The sequence below is a fragment of the Sphingomonas sp. P3_C5 genome (assembly GCF_056402635.1).
In genome coordinates, this window is sequence record NZ_JBFUHA010000001.1 from 325549 (window position 1) to 345083 (window position 19535).

The window sequence follows — 19535 nt, forward strand, 5'->3', positions numbered from 1 at the left end:
TCGCGCTTGCCTTGCATCGCTACACTATTGTCAAAAGCCGGAGGCGACGAGCAGCTATGAAGATCAGCGCACGCAATCAGTTCGGCGGAGGGATCACCGAAATCAAGCCGGGAGCGGTGAACGGCACCGTCAAGGTGGATATCGGCAACGGGATGATCGTTACCGCCAGTATCACCGAAGAAGCGATTGCCGATCTCGCGCTCGGCCAGGGCGGTGCGGTAACCGTCTTCATCAAGGCGAGCGATGTTCTGATCGGCAAGTAGGGTGCGTGTCGGTCGGCTGAAGCTGAAACTCCAACTGCTCTGCGGCGACGGTTTCGCGATCGGACCGGGCAAGGCCGACATTCTTGAAGCGATCGACCGCGAAGGCTCGATCTCGGCGGCGGGACGGACCTTGGGGATGAGCTACCGGCGGGTCTGGCTTCTGGTCGATGAGATGAATCGCTGCTTCCGCGAGAAAGTGATCGAAACGCAGAAGGGCGGCAGCACTGAACAGGGTGCGAGGCTCACCGATCTCGGGCGCAATGTGCTGGAGGCGTATCGCGCGCTTGAGGAGCAATCGGCCGGGCTGGCCGAGGATCCGGCTTATACGCGCCTGGTATCGGCGCTCCGCGACGAGCCGCTTCCGCCCAAGTCACAGCGATAATGATTTCCCGGATTCAAGGACTTTCGCTTGTCGTGCATCGATGTATATGGCCGAATATATCGAATGGACTGAGACAGGAACCCAGGGCCGATGCGTGAATCCTTTCTGGTGGCGGCAGTTGGTGTTCTCACGCTTTCAGGCGGATCGGCCGCTTTAGCGGCTCCCGCCGACCCAATTGAAGCGAGCCCGGCAGCCTCAACCCCGTCCTACGACACGGACATAACCGTTACGGCGCGCCTCCGCCCGGAAGATGCACAGAAGATTCCAGGATCGCTGAGCGTCGTCACGGGTGGGCTGCTCGACCGCTCCTACACGGTCAACACGTCGCAACTGTCGCAGCTGGTGCCAGCGCTCAACTACAGCTCCGCCAATCCGCGCAACACCGCCTTCACGATCCGGGGGCTCGGCAGCAGCGTCGTGGCGGTCAGCCAGGCCAATGACGGGCTGGAAAGTGGCGTCGGCTTCTATGTCGACCAGGTCTATCACGCGCGCCCGGCGACCGCCGCGTTCGACTTCAGCGACATCCAGCAGATCGAGGTGCTGCGCGGGCCGCAGGGCACGCTGTTCGGCAAGAACAGCACCGCAGGCGCGATCAGCGTCACGACGCGCGCGCCGAGCTTCGAGCGGGGCGCGACCGAGGAGTTCTCCTACGGCAATTACGATTTCGTCCAGGCAAAGGCATCGGCGACCGGCCCGCTGATCGGCGACACAGTGGCGTTCCGTCTGTCTGGACTGATCACGAGGCGTGACGGCATGATCACCAATGTCCGCACAGGCGACAAGCTCAACGGTATCGGCAATCAGGCAGTGCGTGGGCAATTGCTGTTCACGCCCAATGCGGATCTGCAAGTCCGCCTGATCGCCGACTTCACCAGTTTCGAGAGCGCGTGTTGCACGCAGGTGTATCTGCGTGTCGCGCCGACGCTGAAGTCCGCCGCGCGTCAATATGCTGCGCTCGCCGCCAATGTGCCCGGCGGCGCCTACACGCCCGCTAGTCTCAACCCCTATGACCGCAAAACCAATATCGACGCTGCGGTTGGAACGAACACCAATGAGGGGGATGTCTCCGCGATTGCCGACTGGAAGCTGGGCGGCGCGACGCTCACCTCGGTCAGCGCATGGCGGTTCTGGAACTGGGATGCCGCGAACGACCGCGACTATACCGGCCTGCCGATCCAGATCACCCAGCATATCCCCTCGCGCCAGGACCAGTTCAGCCAGGAACTGCGCCTCGCCTCGAACGGGGACGGGCCGCTCAGCTATGTCGGTGGCCTGTATTTCTTCCGCCAGCGGATCATTGGACGGCCGATCTCGGTCTATGGTCCTCTCGCTGCCTATTGGCTGATCGGGCCGACCACGGGGTCGCCCGCCGTGGCAGTGCCCGCCAACCTGCTCGACGGCTTCTCCTCGGATGGGCGCACCGATTTCCAGTCGAACAGCTATGCCGCGTTCGGCGAGGTCAACTGGCGTCCGTTGCCCGGCCTGACGCTGACAGGTGGCCTGCGCTACACCTATGAGGACAAGAGCGGCACCTATAGCCTCTTCACTTTCGGTGGTTCGGCGACGGCCAGCACCGCGCTCAACAATGCCAAACAGGGCATTCTGCGGGATCAGAGCTATTCCGGTGCGGTCAAGGGCGGAGCACTGACGGGTCGGGCGAACGTCTCTTATGCGTTCAGCGATGGCGTGCTCGGCTATGTCAGCTACGCGCGCGGCGCAAAATCCGGCGGCATCAATATGTCGGGCCTGCCACCGACCGCGCTCGACAAGGTGGTGATCAAGCCCGAGAAGAACACCGCTTACGAGGCCGGCATCAAGACCCGCCTGTTCGACCGCCGGCTGATTTTCAACGTGGATGGCTTCTACACCAGGATCACTGACTTCCAGGCCAATGTGACCGACACCGGCGCAGCGGCGGCGCTGCGGACGTATCTCGCCAATATCCCTGAGGTTCGCGTGTTAGGCTTCGAGGCGGACGCTGTTGCGGCCGTCACCCGAAACGTCTCGCTCCGCGCATCGGTCGCCTATGCCGACGGCAAATATGTGTCCTATCCGACCGGATCGTGCCCGATCGAGCGGATCGCCAGCGGTACGACAGTGTGCGACCTGAGCGGCAAGGGTCTGTCGGGCTTGCCGAAATGGGCGGTGACGGTCGGCGCCGACATGGATCAACCGATCAGCAATGGCGTGAACCTGCTTGCGCATGCCGACATGGTGACCCGCACCAGGATGTTCGGCGACCCGACAGACTCGGCATATACCGTGATCCACGGCTATACGCTGGTGAACGCCAGTCTGGGGCTGCGGCTGTCATCGGGCCTTGAGGTGGCGGTGTTTGCGCGCAACCTGTTCAATCGCAACTATATCCAGAACGTGACCATCCAGTCGGGCAATTCAGGTTTGATCCTCGGCACGCCGAGCGATCCGCGAACCTTCGGAATAACCTTTCGCGCTCGACAGTGAGTCATGCATCTGCGCGATACCGTTCCGGCGCAGTGGGCGGAAAGCTGCGGATTCAGAAGTGCCGCTTGAAATAGCGGACCAGCCATTCCGAGACCTCGCCAAGCAGGCGGCGATAGGCTCCGCCATGCCCGTTCTGCGCGGCCACCATCAGGCGGCCCCAGTCGTCCGCCGCCGCCAATGACGGCCGCTCATGGCCAGCCCGCGCCGGGTCGTGCGATGGCTTTGAGACTAATCTCGAGAGGAAGCCTGAGCTCATGAACTCTTATTCGGCCAGGGCGTGGGGCCGGTCACTTCGCTGCAAAAAAATATTTTGCCGAAGACTTGCGTCGGGCGGCGGGGCCGCGGGCACGCAGTCCAGCGCCGCCGCACCGCCACCAGCCAAGCCTGATCGGAGGCGACCGGGATCGCACTGACTCAGTTCGCCCGTAGGACCGGCGCGTCTCAGTCGATGCGGAATCTCGGTGACAGCGCATTTAATTGAGATCGCGCGAGACGAGGCACTCAACCCGATAACGTTCAGGGGATAAGTGCACTGTCGCCGAGTCTCCACCGAGTCTCCACCGAGTCTCCCGATCGCGTCCGCCTGCAACGGCAGCTTCCGCCCCAGCCGCTGCCCTATCGGCTGGCAACGGGCTATGCTCATTGCAGCCATCGAGAAAGCTTCCTAACCGCTTTTCACCACATTCGAGGGAGCGAGATGAGCAAGACTTGCGGGAAGTGCGGCGGCACCATGGCCGTGGGCGTCATCGTCGATCATAGCCACGGCAAGAGCTATCCCGAGCGGTGGCAGAAAGGCGAGGCGAGCGTCAGTAAATGGTGGGGCTTGCGGGAAGACAGGCGTGCACAGCTGGACGTCCAAACATGGCGTTGCAGCCGATGCGGATTTCTTGAAAGCTATGCGCCTGATGTTCCGTAGTCGAGAGATGCTCGACTGAGCGGGACGGGAGGTCCGCTTCCCATTGCAGACGCTAGCCAAGCGTCCCAGAAGGAGCATCTGCGTTGATCAGCAGCGGGGGGGGTAAACATGCGCCATTCAGCCTTGATGTTCCTTGGTCTGCTTGCTTATCCCTTATCCGCGGTGGCGGCACCGGCGCAGTCAGCGCCGACTCCGCCACCAATGGCGGCTCAAGCCAGCACAATCGACAGCAATGTGCGGCGCGATGTCGTCGCAAAACTCAGTGACGCCCTTCGTGACACTTACATCTTTCCCGATGTCGGCGAGAAGGCCGCGGAAAAGATCAGTGCGTCGCTTGCGGCTGGTGCGTACGATAAACTCGCGGATCCGGGCGCCTTCGCGGCACGGCTCTCCGCCGATGTCGCAGCGATCGCGCATGACAAGCACATGTCGGTCAGCTCGATGCGTGGGCCACCGCCTTCAGCCGGAGGTCCGGTTGGGGCGATGCCGCGCTCGGAAGCGGGTGTGGTTCGCGCAGACAGACTGGCCGGCGATGTGGGCTATATCGAAGTGATCGGCTTTCCGCCTCTGCCAGCATTCAAGCCGATATTGGACAAGGCCATGTCCGCCCTCAAGGGCAGCCATGCCCTGATTATTGACGCTCGCCGAAACATGGGAGGATCGCCGGATGCGGTCGGTTATTTCGTCAGCTATCTGATCCCGCCGGATCGATCGATCGAGATCAACGACATCGTCTCGCGCGTTCCGAAGACCAAGACCTTCGACCGCAAGAAATTCGACAGCGAGCCAACGGCCGTAAATTTTGCCAATATTCCGGTTTATGTCCTGACCAGCAAGAACACCTTCTCCGGCGGCGAGGAGTTTGCCTATGACGTGCAGACTCACAAGCTGGGGAAGATTGTCGGAGAGATAACCGGCGGCGGTGCGAACCCGACAGGGCCCGCCGATCTCGGCCACGGCTTCGTCGCAACCATCCCGTGGGGCCGGGCGGAAAACCCGGTCACGAAGACGAACTAGGAAGGCCGCGGCGTTCAGCCGGACATCAATGTGCCGGCGCCTGATGCTTTGAAGGCTGCGCTGGCGCGATTGGGACAGAAGCCGGCGGCCGACATCGCAACCGCTTCCCTGAAACAGGTCTTTGCGCCGCGCTCAACGCCTCTCCCTGGATCGGAGGCCGCCGCTCGGCAATTCATTGCCGGCATCGTCAGTGGAAACCCTGATTACACCTCAATGACTCCTGAGTTCGCGCGTTTCAACCGCGAGCACCTGCCCATGCTACGGCAGAATTTGTTGCTGCCGCTCGGGGAGTTGCGTTCGATCACATTCGAGGACGTCGGCATGATGGGGAGCGACGAGTACCGGGCTTCATTTGCAACAGGCGCGATCATCGTTGCCGTCACGCTCGACGCCGACGGGAAAGTTGCCGGCGCACAAATGAGACCAGCGCCTGCGGGACAGTAAATCAGGCTGGTCGCGTCCGCTTCGCACTCGATACCGGACATATCGGGGCCCAGCTGAACGAGCGGCTGCATCAGGGCGATCATGCAGCGCCCCTGAATGGCGGATTTTGGTCTATGGTGCCGTCACCGCGTCCCCTGGCCCCGCATCGGGGCCAGGTGAATCGAGCGACTGGAGAGGCGGGGCGCTACGGACGCATCATACTGATGGGAATGCTCCCGAATGGCTCGAACGGCGCGGCCGATTGTTCGAGATAGTGGTCGACCGGCGTGACGACGAAATTCGCGACCTCCCATTTTCCGCCCTCCGAGACCGGCGTCGCGAGCGCCAGCAGCTCGTCAGGCCGCAGCGCACAGCCGCCGCTGCGCCATTGTTCGAAGAGCGGCCGTTGCAGCAAATCGTCGCGGGTAGACGGGCGGGCGACCCGCTCCACTGCCGTGTCGAGAGCGAAGTCGGTCGGCAGAATCGAACCATAGGGCGCGTTCGCCAGCCACATCCTGTCGCCAACTGCGACATAGAGCATGCCGAAAACCGACGTCGCGAACAGGAGCGCGCCGGCGGGAAACCAAGTGCTCCACGCGCCCAGATCTCCCTCATTCTCCCGTACCGACGCGACCGAGAAAAAGCCGTGATCATAGCTTCCGGGAGAAATCGCCGCGAGCAGTCGGCGACCACTCTCCTGCTCGCCAAGGCGGTCAGCTACGGAAGCGGATCCGCTACCCTCCAGCGGCGGGCCGAACATCCGGGCGAAGTCATTCTCCATCCTCATATCACTAGCTTGAAATTCAATTGCGTGACGAGGCGTTCCGTCGGGCTCATCGCGGTGACGATCCCCTGAACCTGCTGGGCCTTGAGGCGGTTCTGGTTGCCGATGAAACTGTTGACCACCCCGAGCGCGGGCGCGCCGGTGGGATCGATATAGCCGGCAAGGACCTGATCGGGATTATGCGGCGCCGCCATCCCGGTACCGGCCAGGTTGCTGCGCGCGCCATATTCCTTGCGCATCGCAGCTTCCGCGGGAGGCCGGACGAGCGCCATGCCGACGGCCGGGCGCCGCGCCAGCCATTCTGCGGCGACCATCGAGTTGACGCCCGCTTCCTGTTCACGAAGCTGCCGGGTGCTCTCTGTCATGAGTGCGGCGTAGCTCGGATGGGTCGGCGGGAATTTCGGTGGAATGACATAGGTGATCGTGACCGCCGGCATCTGCCGCTTTGCCGCATTCAAGGTGATCGACATCTGGCCGATCGACACCAGCTCATATTTTGGATCGAGCGCCTGGATCGCTCGCAGACTCCCGCTGAGCGCGGTGAAGCGCGGCGCCAGGACCGACCCCGGAGTGCCGCGTTTCTGATCTTCCGAAAGGCTCTGCGCCTGATCCATTGCCATGCGGACCTGGCGCATCATGGCCTGTGCGACCGGCGCGGTGCCAAGCCGAGCCCACATCTCGAACATGGCGAACACCTGTTTCATTTTCTCAAGAAGCGGAGCCATGTTCGGCCCTTCGGGCTCCCGTGCACCGCCTCCCGCGGAGGGCGTTGACTGACTCGCCGGCTTCCCGTCCGGCCCGAGGATGACGACTGGCTTGTTGAGATCCTGAACGAGGAAGGGGTTGATCGAAACGCGCGCTTTCCAGCGGCCTTTCTCTTCGAAGGGCTCAAGCGTCGTCAGGGCATATCGTACGCGGATCGCGCCGAAGAGGCCTGAAAGGATTGCCGGCGAAACGCGGCCGGTCAGCGGCTTGGCGACCGCTACTGCCGCCGCCCCGGCGAGCTTCAGCCGCTCATTGGGATCCTGGGGAACGCCGGCCTGCGCGACGAATTTGCCGATCTTGCGGGCCTGTTCCACAATCCAGGCAACCGCCTTGTCGAGCCCCTTGTCGATCGGCGCGCGGACTTTGGCGATGAGCTTGACGACGGCATCGGAGACCTTGCCGAGCCCGGCGATCCTGGCGAGGAAGCTGATCACCAGGGTGAGCAGCCCGGCCATGGTCTGTTCGACCCGGTTGGCGGCAGGGCCGACATTGCCTGCCGCGATGGTCGCCAGCGAATCGATGAAGCTGGCCGCGACCGCCGCGATCTGCTTCAGCCGTTCGACGAAGAACATGACGGTGTTGTAGATGGCGATGATCGCCTGGATGAGCGCGCCCGCCGGGCTGAGCATCGACAGCAGCTTGGTCACCGCTGCCTCGACGACCTTGCTCTTTACGAAATCCATCACCTGCTGGATCACCATGTCCTTGAGGTTGGTGAGGGATTCCAGGATCTTCTGCCACGCCGCGGCGGGGCCTTCGGTGATGAGGGTCTTGACCAGGTCGAAGCCCATCTCGAGCGCCTTGACCGCAGTCTCGCTGGTCGCCTTGACCAGCTTGCCGCGGATGTTGGCCCAGGTGAGGCCGAGCACCGACAGCACGAACTTCAGGATTTCGCGCAGCGAGAAGCCCTGCGGGATATAGACGCCAGCCCCGCCCAGCGCCCCGGTGAGCCAGCCGACCAGCGAGGCCTTGAGGTGCGTCAGGAAGTTGCTTGCGAACTGGCGGAAGCCCTGCATCGCGGCGCGGACCAGGGTCTGCACGAAGCCGACCGGGTTCTTCAGTATCTTGTTGAAGGCGGCGCCGGCCTTGGCGATGTAGGGCATCACGCCGGGCGCCACGACCTCGACGATGATCTTGAGCAGATCGAGCACTGTACCGAGCGCCCAGCTGCCGAAATCGCCCATGAAGTTGCCGAACACCTTGGCGAGCTTGAAGAAGGCGCTCGGCAGCACCACGAAATCCATGATCTCGAGGCCCTTGAGCGCGGCCATGAATCGGCCGGGGATGCTGGTGACCAGCGCCTTCAGCCCGCCCATCGCGCCCTTGAACCAGGTCCAGGCGCGCGAGACGGCATTCGCCTTTTTGATGTTCGCCCAGAGCTCTTCCTGGCCGATCAGCGTCATCAGCCCGCCGATCACCGCGTCGGCGGTGGGCTGGACCGCTTCGCCCGTTACCGGATCGAAGCCGAGAATGACCTTGAGCAGCGGATAGCCGGCCGAGCCCTCGGCGAGCGCGGCGAGCGGGCGCAGCACGGCCTCTCGCACCATGCGCAGGATTTCGCTGAACAGGGATTTGGCGAAGGAGATGATCTTGCCGATCGGCTCAGTGAAGATCGCCTTGGCACGGCCCCACACGCCGCTGAGATTGAAGATGTCCTTCCAGCTCAGCGAATCCATGAACTTGTCGAGCGCCGCCTTGATCGATGCGCCGCTGATGCCGAGCGATTTGAGCTGGCCTTCGATCCAGCCGCCGACCTTGTCGAAAATGCCATAGCTGTCGAGCACCCGGGTGATGATGTTGCCGCCGGGCAGGAACTCGACGATCGCGCGCAGGATGTTGGCGGCGCTTGCCTCGACAGCGCTCATGTTGATCGGGTTGACCCCGATCAGGATGGTGAACATCCGGTAGCCCGGGATCGCGTTGGCGGCGTCAGCGAAGAAATCGAGCGCGTCGCTGAGGCCGAGGCGGCTTGCCTGCTGTGGGGTGCGTTCGCTGACGCGCGTCTCCGATGTATCGGCCTTGCGCTGGATCGACTCGCCCTGCTGGATGATGTGGGTCAGCTCATGTGCGAGCAGCTCGAGGCCGGCCTTGCTTTCCGGATCATAGGCGCCGCCGCCGAAGAAGATGTGATTGCCAAAGGCGAAGGCGCGCGCGCTCAGCTTGTTGGCGAGCTTGGCGGCATTGCCGTCGGTGTGGATCCTGACGCCGGCGAAATTGGCGCGGAAGCGGGGTTCGAGCAGCTTGCGCGTTTTCATCGGCAGCGGGGTGCCGCCGCTTGCCGCAGCGCGGACCTCGGCCTCGACCTTGGCATCCGTGGCCGGCACGCCCTTTGGCTTTGCGGCGGGCGCGGCCTTTCGGGAGATCGCGGGGCCACCGCGCGGCGACACAGAAGGTGTCGGATCGGGCATCGACACGACTGCCTTGGCAACGCGGTCGGCCTCGACTTCGGCTGCGTCGCTTGGTTGCGAGACGCGGAGCGAGGGCTGGATCGATTTCGGCGAGAGCAGGGTCGAGCGGCGGCCGTCGAGCGCGGCGCGGGCGATAGTCGCGTGCGCCGGTTCGCTCGCCCGCTTCACCGTGGCGGCGCTGCTGGCGGACTCCTCGGCCTTCGCCTTGCGCGCGGCCTCTGCCATGTCAGCCGACCGCCGCCAGCGGCAGCTTGAGCGGACAATAATCGCCGGTCTTGCGATATTCGCGCACCACCGCCTGGCGCAGCTCGGCATCACCGATCGGCGTGCCAGCGTCGAAGGCGAGCAGGCGGGCGTGGAGCGCGACGTTGCGCAGCTGGCCGCCGCTCAGTGGGCAGCGGCAGGCGATATCCTGAAGCAGGCCAGCCGAGACGCGGTGATCGCCGAGCTGCTGGCCCAAAATGCCGTGGCGACGGATCTCGTCGGGCGCGCGGAAGGCAAGCACTGCATCCATGCGGCGCGAGAAGGCGGGATCGATACGGTCCGCATCATTGCTGGTGACCAGCAGGATCCCGTCAAAGGATTCGATCCGTTGCAGGAGGAAGTTGGTCTCCAGATTGGCATAGCGATCATTCGAGCTGGAGACATCGGTGCGGCGGGCCATCAGCGCATCGCCTTCATCGAGCAGCAGGACGATGTTGAGCGATTCAGCCGCCGACAGTGCGCGTTCGAGGCTCTTTTCGGTTTCGCCGATGAACTTGCTGACCGTGGCGGAGAGATCGATCCGGTAGAGATCCTTATCGAGCGCGGCGGCGATGTGGCGCGCCGCCAGCGTCTTGCCGGTGCCGCTGGGGCCGGCGAACAGCGCGCGCACGCCACGACCGCCGCCGGGCTCGCCGAGCTGCTCGCGGTGGCGGCAGCGCAGCAGCAGGGCCTCGAATTCGGCCTGGTCCTGGGCTTCGAGGTGGAGCGGCTCGGGTGCGGAGAGCTGGTCTATGGGCGTCGCGAGCGCATCGAGGCCGGCGTCGCGCAGGTCGCGGAGCGCGCGCAGTACGTCGGGCCGTTCGGGCATGATACGGCCGGCGAGTGCGGCGCGGCTGGTCGCACCGGTCGCAGCGCGGCGGATATTGCCGGAGGTCAGCGACAGCTCGGCGAGCGGATCGGCGAGCGGGCCGAAGCCGATGCTGCGCCAATGCGCCGCGCGCACCGCCGTATCCGGAATGGCGAGATGGACGCCGATGGTCGGCATCGCACGGGGCGCGCGGATACCGCCGCTCATGCCGGTGACGATACCGATCGGGCCGGTGAACAGCGGATGCTGGGGCAGGTCGATCGTCTCGGCCGGACCGGGTTCGAGCTCGGCAAGCACAAGCGCGTTGCCGATATGCGCAAGCGCGCCGGCGGTTCGCCAGCGGGCGTGATCCGTGAGCAGGGCGGGGGCAAGTGCGAGCACGTTGAGCCCGGCCATTCGGGCGGCCGCGCGGAGCAGGGTCTTGCGACCATTGTTGCGCGGGCCGCGGACCAGCAGCAGCGCGTTGCGGTTGCCGGCGAGCAGCGTGGCCAGCGCCTTGGGATCGCCCGCGCCAATCCAGCCTTCGGCCTCGGGCAGCGCTGCGCAGGGTTCGAACGCGGCGCCGTCGAGCCGCGGGACCGCGCCCGACAAGAGATCGTGCAGCGGATGGGCGAGGCGGAGCTGCCACTCGATCCGCGATGCATCGGGATTGGCGACGGTGACGAGGCCGGTCGCGACCATTTCGAGCAGCAGATCGCGGATCGCGGCGCCATCGCGCATAGGGGTGGCGTCGCGCCAGAGCGCGGTGAGGCCGCCAAGCGTCGGGAAATCGCCATCGGGCTCGACGAGCAGGGCGAAGCGGGGATCCTCCTCGACCAGCGCGATGGTGGCGACGAGCTGGCGGTGGAGCGCAGGGGAGCCTGTGGCCGCGAGCCGGGCAAAGGGGAGATCGGGCCGGTTTTCCGCCCAGCGATCGACCGCAGCGGACCAGGCGGCTGCGTCGGGCGGGCTGGCCGCGCGCCATAGGGCCGCGCATTCAGCGAGATAGTCGGCGATGAAGGCCGGTCGCTCGTCGGGGGCGCAGAGCTCGGCGAGGCGCAGCACGGTGCCGAACAGGGTCAGCCGGAAATGGCTGGCCGCGCCCGGCGCGAGCGCTGCGAAAGGCGGATCGCGCCTCATTCGAAGACGAAGGCGATGGCGCGCCCCTCGGCCGGCTGCCAGCCGGGATTGCGGTCGAGGCCGGCGATGCGGAGCTGGATCGGATGGCGATCGAGCGCGAAACGCGCGCTGAGATCGAGATCGCGGGTCTGGATGCGGGCCAGCAATGCGAGCAGCGAGAGGCCGGAGCCGCATAGCAGGCGCAGGCGTGCGTCGAGATAGAGGGCGAGGCAAGCGGCCCAGCGATCCGCCGGCTTTGCCGGAAGGCGGGCGGGCGCGATCCGGGCGATGTGTGGGCGGCGGAAACCTGCGAGCCGGCGTGGGCGAAGGGGGGCGCGGGCTTGGTCTTCGTCGAGGAGCGGGAAGCCGGCTGGATGCCAGAGCGTCGCCCGGCCTTGCCGGACGGTGGAGCGCGGGGCTGCTGAGGTTTCGAAGCCGGTCAGCCATTCCGGCTCGGCGCGCCAGATGCGAGGCAGTTCTCCTGGTGCGGCATGTCCGGCAATCCATCCTGCCAGCGGATCGCGGCGATACTTTGCGCCGAACCAGAAGCGGCCGATCCGGTCCGCGAGCCATAGCGGCGATGGATCGAGGCGCGTGCCGAGGGGCTGGGTGAAATCCGGGTAGAGGCCGAGCGCGTTGAAGGCGTTGATCAGGAAGAACAGGCCGCCAAAGCAGGTTTCGAAACGCGCATCGGGTGGGAGAAACGGGGTGAGGGTTAGCTCGCGCCCGGCTGAGGCGGGCGGGACTGGCGCTGCCGTTAGTGGCGCGGGATCGGTATGGGCTTCCGCGGTTGGCGCGCGGGTCGGCGAGATTCGGTCTGGCTCAGTTGCCGGTTCGGCGTCTGCCGGCGGACTCGCGCCGCCTTTGGACGCTAGTGCCGACGGTGCGGACGACGCGCGATGCCGGGTTCGACCCTCTGTCAGGCAAGCGCCTGTTTCTCGCGGCGTAGCGCCGGATGCTTTGCCGGCTGCGGGCTGCAGCTCCTGGACCGGCAATTCCGGATCAGCGCACTGCGCTTCCGCTGGATCGGAGAAGCGGGTGACCGCCGCCGCGAGCTCAGCTGTTTGTGCTGTCGATCGAGAAGGATTGCGTGCCAGCATCACCGCCGCGAGCAGCAGCTCTTTCACGGGCGGGGGGAGGACGCGCCAGGCGTTTCCGCTTGATTCGAGCGAGGCGATCGCCTCCCGCGATGCAAGAGGCACGCGGATGACCGCGACCGGATCTTGCCGTACCTCCGGCTTCCTCTGCTGTGTGGACTGGCCCGCCACGGGCTCGAGCCGGAGCGCGAAACGCTGTTCCAGCGCTCGCTGCACAAGGGCGATCTCCGCCGGCTCGAAGCCCGCGACCCAGTGCGCCGCGCAGCCGATCTCGGCGAGGCGGGCGACGGTGGCGACAAAGGCCTCGCCGTCCCGCAATAGACCGGTTCGCTGCCATTGGCCGAGCGAGGTCTCGCCGGTCGCCGTGTGGAAGGCGGCGCGCGCCGGGGCGGAACCGTCCTTCACCCAGAGCGCGACGAGCCAGGCGAAATAGCGGCCGCGGCTGGTGAAGCGATAGGCGCGGCCGGGGGAAAAGCCATTGCCCCAGCCGCTATCGGCACCGGCAAGCAGCGCGCGCAGTTCAGCCGCGATGCGGTCCGGCATGCGCCCCGGTGCGCTGCTCTGGTGCGCGGGCACCTGGACCCGCAGCCGGGGCAGATAGAGAAATTCCTCCGGACCGAGCCCAAGCGAGGCGATCGGCACGTCCTCGAGCCAGCGCGCGACCTCGGCCCGTGTGCCGCGCCACCCAGTGGCGCGGGCACGGCGGACGGCGAGGTCGGCGCCGGCCTGGGGACGCTGCACCATCGCTGGCCTATCGTGGCTTGGCAGGCGTTGCGATGGCGGTCGTGCGGCCGGTGGTCAGCACCTCTTTCGGGTGGACAGTCAGCGGCCCGCCGGGATTTTCCGGAATACCCGGGCCGGATCCGCGCACGCTGCGCACCAGCGAGCCGTAGCTGCCCATCGGCACGCCGACGCCGAACTTTTTGCCGCCGATCGTGACGCCCATGCCCGTGTCGAGCGTGCCACGCACGATATGCATCGGCAGGTTCATGCCGAGCGGAAGCAGCACCGGCGCCTTGGCCGCGCGCAGCCACTCGAGCGGATTGCCGTCAAGCGAAACCGGGTTCGGCTGAGTCATCACGACCTGCAGCTGGAAGCCTCCGCCGTCGAACGGCACTTCCTTGGCGAAACGCAGTCGAAGCAGCTGCGCGTTGATCGGCACGAACAAGGTCGAGCCGGTGCCGATCTGGAAGGTCGTGTGGAAATCGTCGAAGGAGCCGAGCAGCGCCCCGGTGCGCGCGCTCGAACCCGGGCGGAGGCTGTCTCGAACGATTTCCGCCTTGATCTCGGCACGCTTGGCTGCCTCGTCGCTCATCCCGGCAGCTGAGTAGGGCATTTTCTTGATCGTCGCCGCGCCATCAGTGAGGAGCGTCATCACTGAGCCGCCGCGGACCGGAATATCAAAGGTCTTGCCGGCCGACATGGCAATCGGATCGAGCTTGTATTGCTGGCTGGGCAAGCTCAGCGTCGGCCCGGCCAGGATCGAGGTGCGTAGCGCCTGGGTGTCGGTCTTGAGCGAGTTGATTAGCCAGCGATGCGGGCCGGCTGGCTCGGCGCCCGCGAATTTGCTCTCCCAGGTGAAGCCAGTGCCGCCGTTGAGGAACTGCTCCTCGAGCATCACACTCTGCGCGCGCGGGAAATTCTTGCGCCACGCCCCGGTAGCGATCTGGGATTCGACGTCGAACGGCGAATTCACCGCGACGAAGTTCATATTATACTGGCGCGAGATTGGCGTGCCGCTGCCGGTATAGGCGACATCGACGCGCACGCACTGATGCGGGTGGGCCCCGAAAAACGTCTTTTCCGCCGCGCTCAGAGTCCACCCCCCCGAGGAGAAGGGCATATATTCTCGCGACTTGATCGTCTGGAGGGGCGTCGTGGGATTGTTCGAGGATGGGATGTTGGTCCAGGTCCATTGCGGATTGAGGCCAATATTGTTGATCTTGAAGGTGGCGGTGACGCCGGTCGAATCGGGCTCGGCGCCGGTGCCTGCGGGCGAATTGGCGACGCTCGCGATGAACTCGTTGTTGACGACGAGGTTATTGGCGAGCGAAATCGCGCTGGGATCGGTGCCGATATTACCGAACCCGGTGATCTGCAGGCCGGTCGGGAACAAGCTCGTGTCGAGCGTGGCATTGCCCCAGCGCGCAAGCGGCAGCTTCGCGTCGGCGAGCGAGGTGAAGATATTGTCACCGATATAACCACCCTGCGGCCAGGTATATTGCACGGCCTTTTGCTGGGACTGATCGGTCGCGATCACATCGGCGAACATTCCGAAGAAATTGTTCGCGAGGAAGGGATAGTCTGCCTTCGCGATCTTGACCTCGATCGTCCAGCGCCCCTGCAAACCATTGGGCGCAGCGTTCGCCTTGACCTCGACGCCTGCCGGAATGCCTTGGGTGAGCGGTCCCCAGGAAACGACTCCGGCCGCTTCGCTCCCTGAACTATAGCTCACATCCGGAGCGAACCCGGTAGGGGAGGATACGCAGGAAAAGGCCTTGCAGGGATAGATGAGCATGCGCTTGTAATTGTTCGATTCATTGGTCGGATTGAACGCCAGCACAACGACGTCGTCGAAGTCGAAGTCGTGGGGATCCTCGGTCTCGAAATAGAGATAGAGAAAATTGGCGTCGGACATGCCGCGCATAAAGGCGGCCGAGGCGGACGCGCCGTCCTCAAGGTAGAATTTGAAGCTCTTGCTCCACTCGGCTGGGTTGGCGAGGCCGTCGATCGTGACGGGGCTGTTGGTGACCGGGAAGCCGAGCTTCTCGTTTGCGTTGTAGTGCGCGCCGACCACCCCACCGCCCGGGCAGCCGCCAAGCATGAGCGACAATGCGCCAAGACCGGAAATCTGGCCGAGCAGGCGAGCCTTGCTGATTATGGTCGGGTTCATTGCCTTATCCTCCTGTATCTGTTTGTGAAATTTCACACCGCCCTTGCTCTAGGGAAGCGTGTCGACGATGCTGAGCTGGGCGGAGAAGGGCAGCTTCTCCACGCCGTTGCTTGATTGAACGATGAAATCGATCTGCCCGGGACCAGAGGTGAATTGGGTTCCGTTGTTCTTCTTGGGCGTGACGAGGAGCGAGACGACGCTCGACGCCCCGACAGAGCCGACATTGATCGTGCCCGGGGTCGTGCGCTGCGCGTCCCAGTCACTGGCCGGACTGGCGGCCGGCGCGCCGACCTGGAAGGCGTCGATCGACTGGAAAGTGAATTGGATCGAGAGAATGATGGCGCCCGGGCCACCCTGCGGCGTGCGTTTGATGAACAGCGTATTGTTGGCGAACTTCGCGTTGGGGCCGATTGCGACGACGGTCTTGACCGCGATCTTGTCGGTCGGCAGCTGTTGCGGCGCGGCGATGATGATCGGCGTTGGCAGCGAGCTGGCATTGTAGTTGGGGAAATTGGTGCCGTGGACATTGAGCAACAGCGTTCCCGATCCGCTGGCCCCGGTGGTGACCGTGACAACCATGACCGCCTTCACGGTGTTGGTCGCGGAGGCGGAGGTGACAGGGATCGTGCCCGCGCCTTTGTTGACCGCTAACCAACCCTGACCGCTTATCTGCGGTGTCAAAACGAACGTCTCGTCGTGCGAACTCTGGATCGAGAGTTCGAAGCTATAGTCATAGGCCTTGTTCGGCTTCAGCGCTTCATTCGGCGTAACCGACTTGAGCGCGAAGGCTATGGTCGCCTGAATATTCGCGGCAACGCCCGGTAGCTGAACATAGCTACCCTGGCCGGTGCCGGCCGGGTTCGACACCGCGAGAACGACAGTGGCACCGGTATCGGGAAGTCCGATGATCGCTGGAGCATCAAGCACCAAACGGGTGGGGCTGCTGCCGTCCTTGATCCGATCGAGCGGAATATTGGTATCGTCGACGTCGATCCGGCTCAACAGGTTGGGGTTGAGATTTTGGCCGAAGACAGTGAACTCATGGCCCGTCTTGACGAGTTGCGGCACGATCTGGGTGATCACCGGGAGATGGGGGACCTTGTCGCTCCCCCCCTCTAGCACGGCCACGCGCTGAGCGAGATCATTGACGTCGCTCAGCACCTGGTTGAACAACTCGGCAGTGATCAGATCGCCGGGCGAAACCCCCGCGGGACGCAGGCCGATCAGCTGCTCGAACAAGGCGGTCCGTTCCGCCTCGGTGAGCACGCCCTCGAGCGCGTCGAGGATGCTCGACATCGGGACCGAGATCGTGCCGGGGTCTGTGGTTGTCTGAACCATGGTTGTCCTTTCCGGCCGCGCTCAGCCGCCGCCGAGCGCGTAGTTGGCGTAGTTCCAGCGATGCAGATTGAAGCGGGCGTCGCCGCGATATGCGAGGTTCGCCGAAGCGAAGATGAGATAGGGGTCGACCTTGGTGCCGTCGGCGATCGCCCTGGTGCCGGCGATCAGGTTCTCGGCGACCGCATAGAGCCAGACGACCTCGGTGCTCGCCGTGCGGATCGCCGGGACGGCGAGGCTCTCGCGGATCAGCAGTTCGACCGTCGCGCTGTTGATATGGATGGGGCCGCGGATTTCCATGCCGCCGAAGAAATCCTTGCCCTGAGCTGGCGTCAGGCGCGGCAGCACGCCGACCGGGGGCAGATGCGGGAAATGGGTGCGGGCCTTGAGGGCGGGCGTGTTGAGGGCGCGGAGCTCGTCGAACTGGGCCTGGAACTGAGCGAGCATCGCGCGCCCGGTGGCGATGCGGCGCGGCGCGGTCGCGCTGCGGAAGGTCCCAGGCTGGTCCGCCAGCGCAAGTGGGCGGCGCACGGCCCAGCTGTCGAGCAGGGTGAGGTCGGCCGCACCCTGGAAGCCGATCAGGGCGAGCGGGATCTCCTGGGCCGAGAAACCATAGCCGGCCATCTTGTCGAGCAGTCCGTCGACCCGGGCGCCGCTCGCGAGCAGATTGGTCGACCAGTCGGCCAGCACGCCCGGGCCGAAGCAGCGATAGGCGATCTGGTTGCGGAAATCCGGCGCGGTGACCAGCAGATCGGCATAGAGCGACGAGGGGATTTCGAGCAGGCGGAACTGGACGCTGTCGATGCGGCGATCGACGTCGCACGGGGTGCCGGTCGCGCCCGACCCGTTGGAGGGGGCACGGCCTGCGGCGACTTCAGCGGGGGCGATGGTGAGCAGGTACAGCCCCTCGCCCGCGACATAGGTGCCGCCGGCCAGCGGCGTGCAATCGTCGAAGCTGCAGCCCGACGTCGCGAAGCTGGTCGAATCAGTGCGCGACAGCCGGATGCGCTCGGGCTGGCTAAGGCGCAGGATGTGCCCGGTGCGGCTGATCGCGAGGCCCGGCTGGACCAGGATGCTGGCGAGCGGGTCGCCCAGGTCAGGCGGCTGGGCTGAGACATCGAGGCCAAAGGCAATGCCGTCGCCGAGCGCCTCGCCGAGCCGGCCTTCGGAATTGCGCCGCGCGGCCTGCTCGCGCGCCATGTCGCCGCCGGTGAGCAGCCGCCCGTTGAAGAAATTGACGCTCTCGATGCCGCCATCGCTGACCGGCTGCTGGAGATCGACGAAATCCTGGAACGCGCTCATTTCACCAGCCCCGTGACATGCCAGGTACCGGCGCCGTCCGCGATCATCGACACAGCGCCGCGTACCGCGAGGACGAGCTTGTCGTTGCCATCGATCTTGTCGCTGCCAGTGACTGTAAGCGTGACGATGCCGGTTCCACCGGCCTTTACCGTCAGCGCATTGCCGAGAATTTTCGCTGCGGGCAGCTTCACCGGGATGTCGGCATCCGAGCGGATCACGGCGACACGGGTTGCTGGAGGTATGACTCCCGTGGCCGTGAAGATGACGATGGTCTTGCCAGCATCCTGGTCGTCTACCACCGCGCCGAAGGTCGATTGTGCAATGGCGGCGGAGAGCAAAACCGGCCGATCCGTCTCGTCCAGCGTTACCGCGGTCGGCTGCCCCACTGGCGGCGCCGCAACTTCCCAATGCGTTGCGACGCGGACCACAGGTACGGTGAGGCGTGCGAGCAGCAGACAATCATTGGCGGCGACGGTGTCGGCGCCACAGCGCTGCTCGGCGACCAGCGGGCGAATCCGTGTGACCCACAAGGCCCTGAGCGCACCCCGGAAACGGGCTTCGGCGGCGCTCGAGATGTGGATTTGGGCAAGGTCGGCCGGGGCAGGCGCGGGCGCGTCAGCCGGATAGACGCCGAGCGCGAGCTTGAGTTGCAGCTCGGCCCGGCCCAGCGCGATCGCGAAGGCATCTGGTGTATTGGCCGGGCCATCGAAGGCAAGCCCGGCCCAGAAGGCGTCGAGCACGGGGCCCGCCAGTGCCTCGGTCATCGGCGGTGGATCGAAGGAGAAGTTCAGCGTGTAATCGTCGGCGATCCGCGACGGCGCCATCAGATTCTCGTCGCTGCGGCAGGGCTCGCCCGGGATCGGCACCTCGGCGACGGCACAATCGACATAGCAGAGCGTCAGGAACAGCGTGAGGGTGAGATGGTCGTGATCGACCTGGAGCGCGGCCTGGGCGTTGAGCTTGTCGGCAATCTCGGTGCGCGCCAGCCATGGGTTGAACGAGCCGCATTGCTCGCGCCCGACGCAGATCAGCTGGCCGCTCGGCGCGGCGGCAGCACCAGGCGTGACGCGGACGCGCGGGCCCTTGGCATCCGGCTCGACGGTGACGGCGAGGCCAGAAAGCGTGCCATAGCCGAGGAATTCGCGGACGATCCATTTGTCGCGCGCCGAATGATAGGCAAACTCCTGCCGGTAATCATCGACGCCCAGCACCATGCCGGCGGTGAAGTTGACGTGGCGGGCGGGGTCAGCGGACGCGGACGTCGCCACCGCCGAAAATGGGCTACAGCATCCCATGAAGTTGCTCCCCGGTGAGGAT

14 protein-coding genes are annotated in these 19535 nt (G+C 65.1%); 5 read left to right on the top strand and 9 right to left on the bottom strand.

Going from position 1 to position 19535, the window contains the following annotated elements:
- The first annotated feature begins 56 nt into the window (after positions 1–56).
- The 3 genes from AC1DVS_RS01465 to AC1DVS_RS01475 all read left to right on the top strand — a co-directional run bounded on the left by AC1DVS_RS01465 (position 57) and on the right by AC1DVS_RS01475 (position 3108).
- On the top strand, positions 57–263 hold the full coding sequence (locus tag AC1DVS_RS01465; protein ID WP_478019613.1) for a TOBE domain-containing protein: 207 nt from the start codon (positions 57–59) through the stop codon (positions 261–263).
- A 1-nt stretch (position 264) separates the two neighbouring features.
- Positions 265–645 carry a winged helix-turn-helix domain-containing protein gene (locus AC1DVS_RS01470; RefSeq protein WP_478019615.1) on the top strand — a complete coding sequence of 127 codons (381 nt, stop codon included), beginning with the start codon at positions 265–267 and terminating at the stop codon, positions 643–645.
- Between the two features lie 90 nt (positions 646–735).
- Positions 736–3108 (top strand): TonB-dependent receptor, encoded by a 2373-nt coding sequence (locus AC1DVS_RS01475; protein WP_478019617.1) that lies wholly within the window; start codon positions 736–738, stop codon positions 3106–3108.
- A gap of 52 nt (positions 3109–3160) precedes the next feature.
- On the opposite strand, the gene AC1DVS_RS01480 is transcribed toward AC1DVS_RS01475, so the two are convergent.
- Positions 3161–3364, bottom strand: coding sequence for a hypothetical protein (locus AC1DVS_RS01480; RefSeq protein ID WP_478019619.1), 204 nt, complete (start codon positions 3362–3364; stop codon positions 3161–3163).
- 768 nt (positions 3365–4132) lie between these two features.
- Here AC1DVS_RS01480 and AC1DVS_RS01485 point away from each other — a divergent pair.
- Together AC1DVS_RS01485 and AC1DVS_RS01490 are read left to right on the top strand one after the other, a co-directional pair.
- Positions 4133–5041 (top strand): S41 family peptidase, encoded by a 909-nt coding sequence (locus AC1DVS_RS01485; RefSeq protein WP_478019621.1) that lies wholly within the window; start codon positions 4133–4135, stop codon positions 5039–5041.
- Positions 5042–5089: 48 nt separating this feature from the next.
- Complete coding sequence (locus tag AC1DVS_RS01490) at positions 5090–5485, top strand: hypothetical protein (RefSeq protein WP_478019623.1); 396 nt, start codon at positions 5090–5092, stop codon at positions 5483–5485.
- A 184-nt stretch (positions 5486–5669) separates the two neighbouring features.
- On the opposite strand, the gene AC1DVS_RS01495 is transcribed toward AC1DVS_RS01490, so the two are convergent.
- Genes AC1DVS_RS01495 through AC1DVS_RS01530 form a run of 8 tightly spaced genes read right to left on the bottom strand, consistent with a single transcriptional unit; the run spans position 5670 to position 19513 of the window.
- Positions 5670–6245, bottom strand: a complete 576-nt coding sequence (locus AC1DVS_RS01495) for a hypothetical protein (protein WP_478019625.1) — start codon at positions 6243–6245, stop codon at positions 5670–5672.
- Between the two features lie 2 nt (positions 6246–6247).
- Complete coding sequence (locus AC1DVS_RS01500; protein WP_478019627.1) at positions 6248–9646, bottom strand: eCIS core domain-containing protein; 3399 nt, start codon at positions 9644–9646, stop codon at positions 6248–6250.
- A 1-nt stretch (position 9647) separates the two neighbouring features.
- Positions 9648–11612, bottom strand: a complete 1965-nt coding sequence (locus AC1DVS_RS01505; protein WP_478019629.1) for an ATP-binding protein — start codon at positions 11610–11612, stop codon at positions 9648–9650.
- A complete protein-coding gene (locus tag AC1DVS_RS01510; RefSeq protein ID WP_478019631.1) occupies positions 11609–13429 on the bottom strand; it encodes a hypothetical protein in 1821 nt (606 codons plus the stop codon). Before AC1DVS_RS01510 ends, AC1DVS_RS01505 begins: the two co-directional genes overlap by 4 nt.
- A 10-nt stretch (positions 13430–13439) precedes the next feature.
- On the bottom strand, positions 13440–15581 hold the full coding sequence (locus tag AC1DVS_RS01515; RefSeq protein ID WP_478019633.1) for a DOMON domain-containing protein: 2142 nt from the start codon (positions 15579–15581) through the stop codon (positions 13440–13442).
- Positions 15582–15629: 48 nt separating this feature from the next.
- Entirely contained in the window at positions 15630–16919 is a 1290-nt protein-coding gene (locus tag AC1DVS_RS01520; RefSeq protein WP_478019635.1) for a hypothetical protein, read from the bottom strand.
- Positions 16920–16940: 21 nt separating this feature from the next.
- Entirely contained in the window at positions 16941–18218 is a 1278-nt protein-coding gene (locus AC1DVS_RS01525; RefSeq protein ID WP_478019637.1) for a hypothetical protein, read from the bottom strand.
- A complete protein-coding gene (locus tag AC1DVS_RS01530; protein WP_478019639.1) occupies positions 18215–19513 on the bottom strand; it encodes a hypothetical protein in 1299 nt (432 codons plus the stop codon). The genes AC1DVS_RS01525 and AC1DVS_RS01530 overlap by 4 nt, the downstream gene beginning before the upstream one ends.
- Positions 19514–19535: the final 22 nt, after the last annotated feature.